11 protein-coding genes are annotated in these 14,410 nt (G+C 69.1%); 6 read left to right on the plus strand and 5 right to left on the minus strand.

From position 1 onward, the window contains the following. Positions 1-52: 52 nt before the first annotated feature. Positions 53-2,266 (plus strand): hybrid sensor histidine kinase/response regulator, encoded by a 2,214-nt coding sequence (locus tag ACLB1G_RS17835; RefSeq protein WP_491628583.1) that lies wholly within the window; start codon positions 53-55, stop codon positions 2,264-2,266. Between the two features lie 79 nt (positions 2,267-2,345). Here ACLB1G_RS17835 and ACLB1G_RS17840 read toward each other — a convergent pair whose 3' ends face one another. After that, complete coding sequence (locus ACLB1G_RS17840; RefSeq protein WP_491628584.1) at positions 2,346-3,377, minus strand: sensor domain-containing diguanylate cyclase; 1,032 nt, start codon at positions 3,375-3,377, stop codon at positions 2,346-2,348. A 104-nt stretch (positions 3,378-3,481) separates the two neighbouring features. Between ACLB1G_RS17840 and ACLB1G_RS17845 the strand changes: the two genes are divergently transcribed. After that, positions 3,482-4,282, plus strand: a complete 801-nt coding sequence (locus ACLB1G_RS17845; RefSeq protein ID WP_491628585.1) for a ferritin-like domain-containing protein — start codon at positions 3,482-3,484, stop codon at positions 4,280-4,282. A 70-nt stretch (positions 4,283-4,352) separates the two neighbouring features. Here the strand turns inward: ACLB1G_RS17845 and ACLB1G_RS17850 are convergent, their stop codons facing one another. Beyond that, the gene (locus ACLB1G_RS17850; protein ID WP_491628586.1) at positions 4,353-6,518 is read right to left on the minus strand and encodes an ATP-binding protein; all 2,166 of its coding nucleotides are present in this window, start codon (positions 6,516-6,518) and stop codon (positions 4,353-4,355) included. A 132-nt stretch (positions 6,519-6,650) separates the two neighbouring features. On the opposite strand from ACLB1G_RS17850, the gene ACLB1G_RS17855 reads away from it, so the two are divergent. The 3 genes from ACLB1G_RS17855 (at position 6,651) to ACLB1G_RS17865 (ending at position 9,923) form a co-directional block, all read left to right on the plus strand. Beyond that, positions 6,651-7,136, plus strand: coding sequence for an arsinothricin resistance N-acetyltransferase ArsN1 family B (locus ACLB1G_RS17855; RefSeq protein WP_491628587.1), 486 nt, complete (start codon positions 6,651-6,653; stop codon positions 7,134-7,136). A 91-nt stretch (positions 7,137-7,227) separates the two neighbouring features. Further along, positions 7,228-9,459, plus strand: coding sequence for an ATP-binding protein (locus ACLB1G_RS17860; protein ID WP_491628588.1), 2,232 nt, complete (start codon positions 7,228-7,230; stop codon positions 9,457-9,459). Positions 9,460-9,464: 5 nt separating this feature from the next. Next, a complete protein-coding gene (locus ACLB1G_RS17865; protein WP_491628589.1) occupies positions 9,465-9,923 on the plus strand; it encodes a response regulator in 459 nt (152 codons plus the stop codon). Here the strand turns inward: ACLB1G_RS17865 and ACLB1G_RS17870 are convergent. After that, positions 9,907-11,532, minus strand: coding sequence for a response regulator (locus tag ACLB1G_RS17870; protein WP_491628590.1), 1,626 nt, complete (start codon positions 11,530-11,532; stop codon positions 9,907-9,909). The two genes, ACLB1G_RS17865 and ACLB1G_RS17870, sit on opposite strands and share 17 nt — an antisense overlap. A gap of 155 nt (positions 11,533-11,687) precedes the next feature. Between ACLB1G_RS17870 and ACLB1G_RS17875 the strand changes: the two genes are divergently transcribed. Beyond that, the gene (locus ACLB1G_RS17875; protein WP_491628591.1) at positions 11,688-12,254 is read left to right on the plus strand and encodes a biliverdin-producing heme oxygenase; all 567 of its coding nucleotides are present in this window, start codon (positions 11,688-11,690) and stop codon (positions 12,252-12,254) included. Here ACLB1G_RS17875 and ACLB1G_RS17880 read toward each other — a convergent pair. Together ACLB1G_RS17880 and ACLB1G_RS17885 are read right to left on the minus strand one after the other, a co-directional pair. Next, positions 12,248-13,369, minus strand: a complete 1,122-nt coding sequence (locus ACLB1G_RS17880) for a branched-chain amino acid ABC transporter substrate-binding protein (RefSeq protein WP_491628592.1) — start codon at positions 13,367-13,369, stop codon at positions 12,248-12,250. The two genes, ACLB1G_RS17875 and ACLB1G_RS17880, sit on opposite strands and share 7 nt — an antisense overlap. 124 nt (positions 13,370-13,493) lie before the next feature. After that, the gene (locus ACLB1G_RS17885) at positions 13,494-14,261 is read right to left on the minus strand and encodes a substrate-binding periplasmic protein (protein WP_491628593.1); all 768 of its coding nucleotides are present in this window, start codon (positions 14,259-14,261) and stop codon (positions 13,494-13,496) included. Positions 14,262-14,410 lie beyond the last annotated feature (149 nt).

Genomic DNA, 14,410 nt, shown 5'->3' on the forward strand with positions numbered 1-14,410 from the left:
CTCATCCGGCACCAGCCGGTAGCATGCTGGTTTCCTCACCCTGAGAGTGTTCATGGCTTTCCTGCTGTTCCAGCTCAACAGCCTGCGCAGCCGCCTGATGCTGCTGGTGGCCCTGGCCATTGCGCCGGTGGCCATCATGACCGTCATGAACGGCATCCGCACGCGCGAGCACGCCATCAGCGTGGCCGAGGAGAACCTGCAGCGCCTGACCAACCTGGCCGCCGCCAACGAGGCCCAGTCCATCGAAGGCGCGCGCCAGATCATGCGCGACCTGGCCGGTATCCCCGACCTGCTCGATGACAACACTCGCTGCAGCACGCTGCTGGCCAGCGTGCTGCGCCAGAATCCCGACTACGCCAACTTCGGCCTGATCCAGCTCAACGGCGACGTCACCTGCAGCGCGGTGCCGTCGCAGAAGCCGGTCAACCTGGGCGACCGTCCCCACTTCCGGCGCGCCGTGCACCTGAAGCGCTTCGTGGCAGGCGGCTATGTGTTCGGGCGCGTGATCCAGAAGCACACCGTCAACCTCACCTATCCCATACTGGGCCAGAAGGGCGAGGTGCGCGCCGTGCTGTTTGCCGCCATGGACCTGAGCCAGCTGGACAGCTATGTGCGCGACATCGAGCTGCCGCCCGGCTCCCTGCTGCTGACCGCCGATTCGGAGGGGCGTATCCTGTCGCGCCGTCCCGATCCCGAGAGCGGCTTCGGCAAACTGGTGTGGCCGGAGCTGCGCAACGCCATGGCCAGCGAGCCGGGACGGGCGGTGCGCATCACCGGACCGGACGGCGTGGAGCGCCTGCACCGCTTCGCCCGGGTCGGCCGCAACGGCCTGTCCGACTACACGGTCAGCATCGGCATCCCGGTGCACAACATCACGGCCGAGGCCACCCGCAGCCTGCTGCTGGACCTGGGGGCGCTGGGCCTGACCCTGGCGCTGGCCTTCCTTGCCGCCTGGTTCGTGGGCGACGTGCTGGTGCTGCGGCGGGTCAAGCAGCTCTCCAGCACCGCCGACCAGATCGCGGCCGGCGAGCTCGATGCGCGCAGCGGCGTGGCCCACGGCAAGGAGGAAATCAGCGAACTGGCGCGTTCGCTGGACGCCATGGCCGAGGCGCTGGAAGCCAAGGAACGCCAGCACCGCGCGAGCGAGAGCAAGCTGCGCGAGGCCGACCGCCGCAAGGATGAATTCCTGGCCATGCTGGCGCACGAGCTGCGCAATCCGCTGGCGCCCATCGGCGCGGCGGCCCAGCTGCTGCAATCCGGGCGCGGCGATCCGGCCCTGGCCGAGCGCAACGCCGCCATCATCGTGCGCCAGGTGCAGCACATGACGCGCCTGGTGGACGACCTGCTGGACGTGTCGCGGGTGTCGCGCGGCCTGATCACCCTGAGCCGCGCGCCGCTGGCCGTGTGCGACATCGTGGCCGACGCCGTCGAGCAGGCCGAACCCCTGATCCAGTCCAGGCAGCACCGCCTGGAGGTCCTGCAGCCCGACACCCCGCTGCAGGTGATGGGCGACCACAAGCGGCTGGTGCAGGTGCTGGCCAATGTGCTCAACAACGCGGCCAAGTACACCCCGGCCGGCGGCCATATCCGGCTGGCGGTGTCGGCCTCCGCCACCGAGGTCACGCTGCAGGTGTCCGACAACGGCATCGGCATGACGGCCGACATGCTGGCCCGCGTGTTCGACCTGTTCGCCCAGGCCGAGCGCGGCGCCGACCGCTCGCAGGGCGGCCTGGGACTGGGCCTTGCCCTGGTGCGGGCCCTGGTGGAGGCGCACGGCGGCCGCATCCAGGCCGACAGCGCGGGCGACCAGCAGGGCAGCACCTTCACCATCACCCTGCCGCGCAGCGCCATCATGCCGGCCCCGCCGCCGCGTCCGGCTCCGCCCGGAGCGAGCCGCAGCCTGCGGGTGCTGGTGGTGGACGATAACATGGACGCGGCCCAGACCCTGCAGATGCTGCTGGAAGGCGTGGGTCACCAGGTGGCGGTGGCGCACACGGCGCTGGCGGGACTGGAGCTGGCGCAGGCCTTGTCGCCGGAACTGTGCCTGCTCGATATCGGCCTGCCCGACCTGAACGGCAACGAGCTGGCGCGCGGCCTGCGGCGCCTGCCGGCGTCGGCGCACGCCACCCTGATCGCATTGACGGGCTACGGCCGCAAGGAAGACCGCGAAGCCGCCTTGGACGCCGGCTTCGACCACTATTTCGTCAAGCCTATCGAGGCCGATGCGCTGATGGCGGTGATCGCCGGCCTGGCGCCGCGCGCTTAGAAGCCGCTCAACGCGGGCGTGGCCATGAGCGTGGCGCCGCTGCAGCTGGCCGCGGCGCGGGCGCCTCTTGTTTAAGCCGCTAGTGCTTGGCTTCCAGCCGCACGCCGCTGCGGCTGGCGTGGGCCCCGGCCAGCAGCCCGGCCTGGGCCGCGTACACCAGTTCCGTCACGCTGCGGCCATCGTCCGGATAGCGGGCGGCGGCCGAGGCCACGGCCAGCGTCCGGGCCGCGCCCATTCCATCCAGTTCGATGGCGGAGGTGGTCACGGCGTGCGCGATGCGCGTGGCCTGGCTCAGCACCACGGAACGGCGTCCCGCCACGCTGAGGATGATGGCGAACAGGCCGGGGCCGATGCGGGTGACGATATCCTCGCTGCGGCATACGCCCAGGATGCGGCGCGAGATTTCCTGCGTCAGCGGCTCGTGCGCCTGTCCGGGCACGTCCCACGGCTTGTTTTCTTCGCCGACCGCCAGCATCGCCACGCCCAGCTGCTCGGCGCCGCTTTCGGCGCGCGCCAGGCGCGCGCGCAGCAGCTCATAGAAGGAGGCCCGGTTGGGCAGGCGGGTGACGGGATCGCTGGTGACGCCGCGCCGCAAGGCGTCGCCGCCCTGGCGCGAGATGTGGTGCATGAGCGCGGCCGCCATGTTGGCGATGGCCTGGGCGATGTCCTGTTCGTACTGGTCGAGCGCGCGCGGCTCGCGCCACATGAGCTTGAGCACGCCGGCCGCATGGTCGTCGAACATCATGGGCACGATGGTCATGGAGCGCAGGCCCACGCGGCGGCAGGCCTCGCGGTTGACCCGCTGGTCGGTTTCGGAATCGGTGCACACGGCGGCGCGCTTGTTGCCCAGGCACAGGCCGGACAGGCTGCCCGCGATGGGCATACGCAGGCCCAGCTGCACGTCGGCCATGCCGTAGGTGGCGCGGTAGACGATGTCGCTGTCTTCCACCAGTTCCACCACGGCGCCCTCGGCCTTGGCCAGGCGCGCGGCGCTGGCCGCGGTGCGCTCGAGCAGCAGGCCGAAATCGGGGCCGATGCGGGCCAGCTCGGTCTGGGCCTGGATGAGGTGCGCCAGCAGCCCGGGCGGCAGTCGGGTCAGTTGTTCCATCATGGTCTGGGAGGGAAGTTGGCCGGTCATCACAGTGTAGCAGGACCGGCGGTGGCCGCTGGCGGTTTTTGCTACACTGCGCCCTTTGCCGTCCTCAGGAAGTCCCCATGTCCCAGTCCGTCCCCGAATTGCGCGCCGTCGCCCTGGCCTGCCTGCTGGAGAGCGACCCCGCCCGCAAGACGGCGGCGGTGGCGGCCCTGGCCGCGTCCTGGCGCGCCGGCGGCTGCAGGCTGGATGCCTCGGCTGCGCTGGCGGCGCAGGGCGATATCCCCGGCCGTCCGGCCCGGCCGGACCTGGTGGCGCCGCGCCTGGTCGGGCGCCGCTCCATGGCCACGGCCGAGGGCAGGGCCATGCTGGTGCACGCCCTGGCCCACATTGAATTCAATGCCGTCAACCTGGCGCTGGACGCGCTGTGGCGTTTCCCGGGCATGCCGGACGAGTACTACGCCGACTGGCTGCGGGTAGCGGCCGAGGAGTCCTACCACTACACGCTGCTGGCGGCGCACCTGGCGCGGCTGGAGCATGCCTACGGCGACTTCCCGGCCCACGACAGTCTGTGGGAAATGGTGGACAAGACCCGCGCCGACGTGCTGGCGCGCATGGCGCTGGTGCCGCGCACCATGGAGGCGCGCGGCCTGGACGCCATTCCGCCGCTGCGCGCCAAGCTGGCCCAGGCCGGCGATGCGCAGGCCGCCGCCATCCTGGACATCATCCTGCGCGACGAGATCGGCCACGTCGAAATCGGCAACCGCTGGTACTGGCACCTGTGCCGCGAGCGCGGCCTGGACCCGGTGGCGCTGTACCCGGAACTGGTGCGGCAATATGGCGCCACCGTGCGCGGCCCCTTCAACCTGGACGCCCGCCGCCAGGCCGGCTTCACGGAAGCGGAATTGCGCGCCCTGCCTTGAAACGGGTTCTTAGGGTCGCCATAACAAGCGGTGCGCCGCAACGGCGCCATGGCCAGCTCGCGGCGGCTTCTCAGGCGCGCGGCAGCAGCACTTCGAACACCACGTGCGGATCGTCGTAGCGGTAGGCCAGCGTGCCGCCGTGTTCCTGCACGATCTGCTGGGCGATGTGCAGGCCCAGCCCCAGCCCGCCGCGGTTGCGCAGGTTGCCGACCGAGCTGCGCTTCAACGGGCTGTACAGGGTGGGCAGCAAGTCCTCGGCAATGGGCGGGGCCACATTGCGCACCGCGATGCGGACCTCGTCCTCGCCGGCCTCCAGCTCGACCCGCACCGGATGGCCGCCGCTGCCGTGGTGGCGGGCGTTGCTCAGCAGGTTGCCGAGCACCTGCAGCAGGCGGTCGGCGTCGGCTTGCACCATCAGGCTGTCCGGCTGCGCCAGTTCGATGGCGGCGGCCGGATGCGAGGCCCGGCTTTCCTCCACCAGGTCGCGCAGCAGGGTCGCCAGGTCCACCGGCTGCCTGTTCACGCCCAGGCCGATGCCGCCATTGATGCGGCTCATGTCCAGCACCTGGCTGATCAGGCGCGCCATGCGGTTGCTGGAGGCTTCGATGCGGTTGCTGGCCGTGTCGGCCGCGCCGCCATGGCGCAGCACGGTGGCGGCCATGCTGATCGAGTGCAGCGGGCCGCGCAGGTCGTGGCCCAGCATGGCCAGCAGCTGGGCGCGGGCGCGGTCGGTCTCGATGTGCTTGGACATGCTGGCACGGTGCATCTCGGCCAGCATCTGGCGCGCGATGATCAGGTGCGTCTCGTCCCAGGCCTCGGCCGTGCCGCGTACGGTCTGGCGCCATTCGTCGAAGGAGCCGCGCGGGGTCAGGCGCGGTCCCAGCGGGCCATGCTTGATGTCCTTCTCGGGCCGGCCACCCCAGCGCAGGGACTGTATCTGTTCGCGCCGCAGGGCGATCACCCAGCCCGCCGTGGCAGGGTCGAAGGGCAGGGCCAGCATGCCGACCCAGCCGCCCAGCCCGGCGCGCAGCGCCTCCGGCCAATCGCCCTCGGCGCCGCGCAGCAGTAGTTCGTCGCCGGCCGGCGGCAGGGTCTGCACCATGCGTCCGGCCAGCGCCGCGTCGATGGCGCCGTGCACCAGCACCTTGCCGTACTGGGTAAACACCAGCGCCACCGCGTCCAGCGATTGCGCCAGCGCGTCCGCATGGCCGGCCAGGGTGCGCAGCGCGTCGTCGGTGTGCAGCAGCGCCTCGATCACCCGGGTGCGCACCTCGGCCGCCCGCTCGGTCAGGACCGCGCGCTCGCGCGCCTGCAGGGTCTGCACGGCGGAGGCCAGCACCTGGGCCAGCACGTCGATCGCCATGCGCACCGAGTACGGCACCTGGCGCGGCCCCATGTGGTGGCAGGCAATCAGGCCCCACAGCGCGCCGTTGACGACGATGGACACGCTCATGGAAGCGCCCACGCCCATGTTCTTCAGGTACTCGATATGGATGGGCGAGACGCTGCGCAGCACCGCGTAGCTCATGTCCAGCGGCGCCTCGCCGGCGCGCCCGGCCAGCGGCGCCGGGGTGTAGCCGACGTCGGCGATCAGGCGCAGGGTATTGAGGATGTACAAGCGGCGCGCCTGGGCCGGAATGTCGCTGGCCGGGTAGCGCCGCCCCAGGTAGGGTTCCAGGTCCTCGCGGCGCGATTCGGCCACCACGTCGCCGCTGTCGTCGGCGTGGAAGCGGTAGGCCATCACGCGGTCGAAGCCGGTGATGGCGCGCACCTGCCCGGTGGCCAGCTGCAGCATGCCGTCCAGGGTTTTCTGGCGCTTGAGGCGGTCGATGGCGGCATGGGCCTTGAGGGCGAAGGCGGCCACCGCGTCGCTGGGGACGTCGCGCCGCTCGAATTCCAGCAGCAGCCGCCCGCCATAGCCGTGCACGATGTAATCGAAACGGGCGCCGTGCAGGTCCAGTTCCAGCGCCGAGGGCGGGGTGACCCCGTCTTCCATGTCCCGCAGGCAGGCTTGCGCCAGCTCCAGGGCGGCGCCTGGGAGGCCGAGCGCGTCCAGCGCCACGCCGGGTGCCGTGGCCAGTCCCAGCAGGGCGGGCGCATTGACGCTCCAGGCCAGCAGGGCGCCGGCGCCGTCGCAGGCCAGCAGCGCCCCATGGGGCTGGACACTGCCGGGAATATGGATGGGTTCATCGGCGCAGTTGTCCAGCGTGACGTGCGCCCATCCTGTTGTGTTCATCGTGTCCCTGGTTTCGTGAGTTCAGCAGGAATTGTAGCAGCCGGATAGCAGGGCCGTAGCCCGCTTGCATGCTATGATATTTGGCAATATTGCACGGGGAAACAAGGATGAAGCAGACATGAGGAAGCAGGCATGATACGGCCCGCCACCGCCGCCGACGCCGCCGCCATCGCGGCCATCTACAGTTATTACATCGCCACCACCACCATCAGCTTCGAAGAGGCGCCGGTGGCGGCGGCGGAGATGGCGCGCCGCATCGCCGAGGTCACGGCCCGGCTGCCCTGGCTGGTCCATGAGCTGGACGGCAAGGTGGTTGGCTACGCCTACGCTACGCCGTGGCGGGTGCGCAGCGCCTATCGTTTCTCCGTTGAAACAAGTGTTTACGTGTCGCCCGACTATCCCCGCCGCGGCGTGGGCGGCGCGCTGTACCGCGCCCTGCTGGACGAGCTGCGCCAGCGCGGCCTGAAGATGGCCATTGCCGGCATCGCCCAGCCCAACGAGGCCAGCGTCGCCCTGCACGAGCGCCTGGGCTACCGCAAGGTGGCGCACTTCAGCCAGGTGGGGCGCAAGTTCGAGCGCTGGATCGATGTCGCTTACTGGGAATTACAATTGCAATGAACTGTCCGCCACGGCGCGCGCCGCCACGGTAGAATGCGTGCGTTACAGTTCCCTGCGGCTGCGCGGTCCGCGCGCCGGTTTTCCAAGCGCCATGACCCAACCATTGAGCCCACAACTGCAGGCCGGCTGCGACCAGGAGCCGATCCGTTACCCCGGCAGCATACAGCCGCACGGCTTCCTGCTGGCGCTGGACCAGCACGCCCAAGTCCTGCAAGCCAGCGACAACCTGGCCTCCCATGCCGGGCTGGCCCCGGAGCAGGCCCTGGGCCGGCCGCTGGAACAGGTGCTGGGCGAGGCCGCCGCACCGCTGGCGCGCGCCATGGCCGGACACCGCTGGCGCGAGCGGCCCTCGCACCTGGCCACGGTGCGCCTGGGCGGCACTGAATACGAGGTGCTGGCGCACGCCTACGACGGCCTGCGGGTGCTGGAATTCGAGCCGGCCGCGCCGGACGCCGAGGGGGCGGCCCTCCTGCACGGGCTGTACCCGGTGGTGGGCGACTTCCTCAGCAAGGTCAGCGACGCCGACACCGTGGAGGAACTGTGCCAGCTGGCGGCCGACGATATCCGCGCCCTGACCGGCTACGGCCGCGTGCTGGTGTACTGCTTCGACCGCGAGGACCACGGCCAGGTGCTGGCCGAATCGCTGCAGGACGGCTATCCCAGCTACCTGGGCCAGCGCTTCCCGGCCGGCGACATCCCGCGCCAGGCGCGCGAGCTGTATTTGCTGAACCGCATCCGCCTGATCCAGGACGCCAACTACACGCCGTCGGCCCTGGTGCCGGGGCACAATCCGCTGAGCGGCCAGCCGAACGACCTGTCGCACGCCATCCTGCGCAGCGTATCGCCGGTGCACCTGCAATACATGCGCAACATGGGCACCCTGTCCTCGATGTCGGTGTCGCTGGTGATCAAGGGCCGGCTGTGGGGGATGATCTCCTGCCACCATGCGCAGCCGCGCCACATCGGCTGCCAGCAGCGCGCCGTGTGCGAGCAGCTGGGCCAGATCCTGGCGCTGCGCATCCAGAACCGCGAGGATGCGGACGAGCTGCAATTCCGCCTCGAGGTGCGGCGCGTGATGGTGGCCATGCTGGCCGGCCTGACCCAGGGCTCGGACTTCATCGAGAACCTGCGCAGCGTGCTGCCCGAGCTGCTGCAGTTCGGGCGCGCCGGCGGCGTCGCCATCGTGGTGCAGGACCGTACCTTCAGCTTTGGCGACACCCCGGACGACGGCCAGGTGCGCGAGCTGGTGGCCTGGCTGGGCGCCTCCGGCCACGGCGACCTGTTCCACACCGAGCACCTGGCGAGCCAGTTCCCGCCGGCGGCCGCCTATGCGCGCCAGGCCAGCGGCCTGCTGGCCATGCCGATTTCCAGTATCCACCCGCACTACCTGCTGTGGTTCCGGCCCGAGATCGTCAGCACCATCGACTGGGCCGGGCGCCCGGATCAAAAATCGGCCGAGCACCGGCACCTCAGCCCGCGCACCAGCTTCCAGAGCTGGCGCCAGACCATCCATGGCCACAGCGCGCCGTGGCGCGAGGGCGAGCTGCAGCTGGCGCTGGAGTTCCGCACCGCGCTCCTGGGCATCGCGCTGGAGCGCGCCGAGCAGATGGCCGACCTGGCCGAGGGCCTGGGCCGCGCCAACAAGGAACTGGAAGCGTTTTCGTATTCGGTGTCGCACGACCTGCGCGCGCCGCTGCGCCACATCGTCGGCTTTTCCGACCTGCTGCTGGAAACCGGCGGCAGCGAGGATACCGCGCGCCGCATGCGCTTCCTCACCAATATCAAGGACGCGGCGCGGCTGGCCGGCAAGCTGGTCGACGACCTGCTCAGTTTTTCCCAGATGGGGCGGGCCTCGCTGCGGCCGGTGCGCTTCAGCATGAACGAGATGGTGCGCACCTGCGTCGAGCGCCTGGGGCTGGAAGTGGGCCAGCGCCGCATCGACTGGCGCATAGGCGACTTGCCGGAAATCACCGGCGATCCCAACTTCCTGCAGCTGGCGGTGTACAATCTTCTGTCGAACGCCGTCAAGTTCAGCGCCCAGCGCGACCCGGCCGTGATCCGCGTCAGCGCCAAGCGGGGCGAGGGTGAAACGGTGTTCGAGGTGGCCGACAACGGTGTCGGCTTCAACATGGACTATGTGCACAAGCTGTTCGGCGTGTTCCAGCGGCTGCACAGGATGGAAGATTTTCACGGCACCGGCATCGGCCTGGCCAACGTGCGCCGCATCGTCGAGCGCCACGGCGGCCGGGTATGGGCGCATTCCGCGCCCAACGAGGGCGCCACCTTCCATTTCGCCATCCCGGACCATATCGCAACGGATTGAACCACATGCTGAAACCCATATTGCTCGTCGAAGACAACCCCAATGACCTCGAACTGACACTGGTGGCGCTGGAGCGCAGCCAGCTCGCCAACGAGGTCATCGTGGTGCGCGACGGCGCCGAGGCGCTGGACTACCTGCACTGCAAGGGCGCCTACGCCGGCCGCGACGTCGGCAATCCGGCCGTGGTGCTGCTGGACCTCAAGCTGCCCAAGGTGGACGGCCTGGAAGTGCTGGCCAGCATACGCTCCACGCCCAGCATGAAAAGCATGCCGGTGGTGATGCTGACCTCATCCAAGGAAGAGCAGGACCTGGTGCGCAGCTACGAGCTGGGCGTGAACGCCTACGTGGTGAAGCCGGTCGAATTCAAGGAATTCGTGCGCGCCATCTCCGACCTCGGTGTGTTCTGGGCGGTGCTCAACGAGCCGCCGCCGGGTTCACAGCGCTACATCAAGCCCTCGAACTGATCAGGTCCGGCCGCGCGCCGCGCCGGCGCAGCAGGTGGCGGATGCGGGCGCTCAGGGCGTCGGCCGTGTAGGGCTTTTGCAGCAGGCTGATCCCACGCCTGACCTTGCCATCGTGTACCAGCACGCCTTCCGCATAGCCCGAGGTGAACAGGATCCGGGCCTCGGGCAGGGTGCGGTGCACCAGTTCGCTCAATTCCAGGCTGCTCATCCGGCCTGGCATGATCACGTCCGTGAACAACAGGTCGATGGCGGCGCCGTCCTCTATCATCCGCGCCGCCTGGTCGGCGCTGGCCGCCTCCAGCACCTGGTAGCCCAGGGCAGACAGCATGCCGGCCGTGGCGGCGCGCACGTCGTCCTCGTCTTCCACCACCAGGATGGTTTCGAAGCCCGTTTCGGCCGGCGGCGGCGCGTGCTCCTCGTGCGCCACCTCGCCCAGGCTGCGGCGCAGGAAGATCGACACCGTGGTGCCTGCGCCCTCCTGGCTGGACAGGGTGATCTCGCCGCCCGACTGCTTGACGAAACCATAGGCCATGCTCAGTCCCAGCCCGGTGCCGTGGCCGGTGGGCTTGGTGGTGAAGAAGGGCTCGAAGGCGCGCCGCCGCACATCCTCCGGCATGCCGCAGCCGGTGTCGGCGATCTCGATCAGCACGTAGTCGCCGTCGCCCACCTCGCCCAGCCGCGGCGAGCCGGCCGCCAGGTTACAGGCGCGCATGGTCAGCACGCCGCCTTCGCTCATGGCGTCGCGCGCGTTGATGGCCAGGTTGAGGATGACGTTGTGCAGCTGGCTGGAATCGACCATGGTGCGCCACAGGTCGGGCGCGATCTCGGTGTGCACCAGGGCGCGCGGTCCCAGCACGCGCGACAGCATGTCTTCCATTTCGTGCAGCACGGCGGCCAGGTCGACCACGGTGTTGTGCAGCGGCTGGCGGCGCGCGAAGGCCAGCAGGTGGGCCGCCAGCCGGGCGCCGCGTTCGACCCCGCCCAGCGCCGCCTCGATGCGCGCCTGACCGGCCGCGTTGACGCCGCCGGTCAGCTTGAGCAGGTGCAGGTTGCCGCCTATGATTTGCAGCACGTTGTTGAAGTCGTGCGCCACGCCGCCGGTCAGCTGGCCGATGGCTTCCATTTTCTGGGCCTGATGCAGGGCGGCCTGGCTCAGGCGCAGTTCTTCCTCGCGCAGGCGCAGCGACAGAAAGGCGGCGTCGCGTTCGCGGCGCGCCAGGTAGGCGCCGCTGTGGTAGCGGATGCGGGCCGCCAGCTCGCGCGCGTCCGGCCATTTCACCAGATAGTCGTTGGCGCCCGCAGCGAAGGCGCGCGCCTTGGCGTCGGCATCGTCCTCGGAGGACAGCAGGATGATGGGCAGGTGCTCGGTGTCGGGCTGGGCGCGCAGCAGGGCGATCACCTCGAAGCCGTCCGGACCCGGCATGCGCAGGTCGACCAGCACCACGGTGGCGGCGCATTCGCGCGCCAGCCCCGGGGCGCGTTCGGCATGGCTGTCATAGGTCAGCTGGATGTCGGCATGGCCGCTGAGGCGGTGCGCGATCAGGTCCTCGGACAGGGTTTCGTCGTCGATCAGCAGCACCGAGCAGGCGGCGGGGGTTGCGTCAGTCATGTGTCATCGGTGCGTCGGACCAGCAAGTGGAAGAATCGCTAAGAATTCTACCCGAGCCCGGGCCTGCTTTGCTGATGAGTATCCTACGGTGCGCGCCGGTGGTCCCGGCTGTGTGACAATCGGGCCATAGGAATTTATTGTAGGAATTATTGATTATGGGAATTGTAGACGTGCTGGCGGCCTTGCGCGAGGCCACCGGCGAGCGCCATGCGCGCCTGGACAGCAGCCTGCCGCTGGCGGACCAGGCGCCTACCTTGGCCGACTACCGCCAGCACCTGCTGCTGTTGCGTGCCTGGCTGGCGCCCCTGGCGCGCTGGCAGGCCGGCTTTCACGACGGTCCACAGGCGGCGCCGGGCCGCGATTACCTGGGCCTGATCGATGCCGACCTCGAGGATGCCGCCTTTGCCGGCCTGCGCGGCGCCGCTTTCCCGCCTGATGCGCAGCCATGGCCGGCGCAGGCGCCGGCCGCCTACCGCTGGGGCGTGGCCTATGTGCTGGAGGGATCGCAGCTGGGCGGGGCGGTGCTGCACAAGCGCCTGGCGGCGCGGCTGGCGCCGCATCCACTGGCCTACCTGCGCGGCGCGCCGGAGGGACCGGGGCCGCGCTGGAAGCAGTTCCTGGCCGGCCTGACGGCGGCGGTAACCACGCCGGAGCAGGTGGAGCAGGCTTGCGCCGGGGCGCGCGACGCCTTTGACCATCTGCTGGCGCTGCGGAATCAATAACTGGTCAGCGGCTGCGGCTGGCCATTCTTGAACGTGTAGATGGTCACCGGCGACTGCTTCATGTCGCCATGGATGTCGAACGAGTAGTTGCCCGCCACGCCCTTGTAGTTGCCGGAGGCGACAGAGACGCCGACCTTGATCGGATCGGTGGTGCCGGCCTGCTGCATGCCCTGGGCGTACATCATGACGGCGTCGTAGTAGGCTGCCGCATACACGTCCGGGTCCTGCTTGTAGCGGGCCTTGTACTTGGCCTTGAAGGCCGGGCCGGCGTCGGCCTTGTCCAGCACCGCGCCGCCCTGCGAGCACAGCACGTTGTCGCCGACGGCGTCGCCGCCCAGCTTGCCCATTTCGGCGGTGCAGATGGTGTCGCCGCCCAGCAGCTTGGCGCTGATGCCGAGCTGCTTCATCTGGCGCGCCATGGGCGCGGCCTGGGGCGCGTAGCCGCCGAAGAAGATCGCGTCCACCTTCTTGTTTTTCAGCTTGGTCAGGATGGCGGTGAAGTCGAACGCCTTATCGGTGGTGAACTCGTGGCCGGCCACGGTCATGCCGGAGGCCTTGGCCTGCTTCTTGAATTCCTCGGCCACGCCCTGGCCGAAGGCGGTGCGGTCGTCGATCACGGCCACCGTCTTGAATTTCAGTTCCTTGGCGGCGTACAGGGCCATTTTCGAGCCCAGCTGGGTATCGCTGGCGTTGACGCGGAACAGGCCCTTGTAGCCGGCCAGGGTGATCTTGGGATTGGTGGCCACGGTGGCCACCAGCACGCCGGCGTCGTTGTAGGCGCGCGAGGCGGGGATGGCCACGCCCGAGTTGTACGGCCCCACCACGTATTTCACGCCCTGGTCGATCAGCTTTTGGGCGGCGGCCACGCCGGCCTTGGGATCGCCCTGGTCGTCCTCGGACTGCAGCGTGAATTTTAGCTTCTTGCCGGCCACGGTGATGGGCTTGGCGTTGAGTTCCTCGACCGCCAGGCGGGCGCCGTTTTCATTGTCCTTGCCGGAGAAGGCCTGCGGACCGGACAAGGGGCCGCTGTGTCCGATCTTGACCACCGTTTCCTGGGCGCCGGCGCAGGCGGCTGCGCTGAGCAGCGCCGTGGCGGCGATGAGCTTGAAATCCATTCTGTCTCCCGTCTGAGTGAAAAAGCGATTATCGCTAAAAACACAAAATATTATCGTGTGACTTGGGGCTGGATAAGGGGGTGTTTTCCGTGGCGGCGTCCTCCTGCTGGGGCTTTGGGAAAATTTAATTTGGCGGACGCGGCTTGCGCATCCGGGCCAGGGCGGCGTTGATGCGGTCTATCATGCCATGATCCTTGTCGCGCGCGATGGCGAAATACACGCCGCTGTCGGTCATGAGCGGCGTGGGCAGTACGGCGTAGCCGGCATTGGCCGCTACGCCTATGCTTTTCAGGCGCTCGCCCATGTAATGGTTGATTTCCGCTTCCACCGTTTTGGCGTCCTGGCTGCCGGGCTGGAACAGCAGCACCACGTCGGTGCGGCGCAGCATCAGGCGCAGCAGACGGGTGCCGCGTGAAGCGATATCCTCGTCGGGCAGGAACAGCTTGCTTTGCTTGGCGCGTTCGAATTCCTCGCCGTAGCTGAAGCCGCGCACGATGCCGACCCGCTTGCCGCCCAAGTCGGCGATGCCGTGGAAGGGGAAGGTGGCGTCGCTGCGGGTGACCAGCCACAGGGTGTTGACGGCCGCCAGGTCGGAATAGCGCAGCACGCGTTCGCGTTCCGGTGTCCGCGGCAGGCCGAGGATGAGGCCGTCGCCATTGCGGGCGTGCAGCTCGGCCCGGGCCCAGGGATAGCGGCGCAGCACGAACTTGACGCCGGCGGTGCGCTCCACCTCTTCCAGTAGCTGGGTTTTCCAGGTGGCCAGCGGTTTTTGCCTGCCTTGCTCGTCCAGGGTGTCGCCGACCAGCAGTGGGATGGTGTCGGTGGCGCGCGCCGCCCCCGCCGCCAGCAGGGCGCAATACAGCAGGGCGGTACACAAGCGGCGATAGGGCATCGGACATGGTCTCCGGCATGAGGTGCGGCAGATTATTGCACGAACCCAGGAGGCGCAGCCGATATTAGGAAGCCGTTTCAAAATGAGCAGGGCCAGGCGCCGCGACGCAGACAGTGCGCCTGCACGGCAAGGAGCGGCAACGACGCCAT

This window comes from Duganella kummerowiae (assembly GCF_053572355.1).

Bases quoted from the DNA above. Each gene is read 5' to 3' on its own strand.
- ACLB1G_RS17835 (WP_491628583.1), top strand. From the start codon at position 53: ATGGCTTTCCTGCTGTTCCAGCTCAACAGCCTGCGCAGCCGCCTGATG.
- ACLB1G_RS17840 (WP_491628584.1), bottom strand. From the start codon at position 3,377: ATGATGGAACAACTGACCCGACTGCCGCCCGGGCTGCTGGCGCACCTC.
- ACLB1G_RS17845 (WP_491628585.1), top strand. From the start codon at position 3,482: ATGTCCCAGTCCGTCCCCGAATTGCGCGCCGTCGCCCTGGCCTGCCTG.
- ACLB1G_RS17850 (WP_491628586.1), bottom strand. From the start codon at position 6,518: ATGAACACAACAGGATGGGCGCACGTCACGCTGGACAACTGCGCCGAT.
- ACLB1G_RS17855 (WP_491628587.1), top strand. From the start codon at position 6,651: ATGATACGGCCCGCCACCGCCGCCGACGCCGCCGCCATCGCGGCCATC.
- ACLB1G_RS17860 (WP_491628588.1), top strand. From the start codon at position 7,228: ATGACCCAACCATTGAGCCCACAACTGCAGGCCGGCTGCGACCAGGAG.
- ACLB1G_RS17865 (WP_491628589.1), top strand. From the start codon at position 9,465: ATGCTGAAACCCATATTGCTCGTCGAAGACAACCCCAATGACCTCGAA.
- ACLB1G_RS17870 (WP_491628590.1), bottom strand. From the start codon at position 11,532: ATGACTGACGCAACCCCCGCCGCCTGCTCGGTGCTGCTGATCGACGAC.
- ACLB1G_RS17875 (WP_491628591.1), top strand. From the start codon at position 11,688: ATGGGAATTGTAGACGTGCTGGCGGCCTTGCGCGAGGCCACCGGCGAG.
- ACLB1G_RS17880 (WP_491628592.1), bottom strand. From the start codon at position 13,369: ATGGATTTCAAGCTCATCGCCGCCACGGCGCTGCTCAGCGCAGCCGCC.
- ACLB1G_RS17885 (WP_491628593.1), bottom strand. From the start codon at position 14,261: ATGCCCTATCGCCGCTTGTGTACCGCCCTGCTGTATTGCGCCCTGCTG.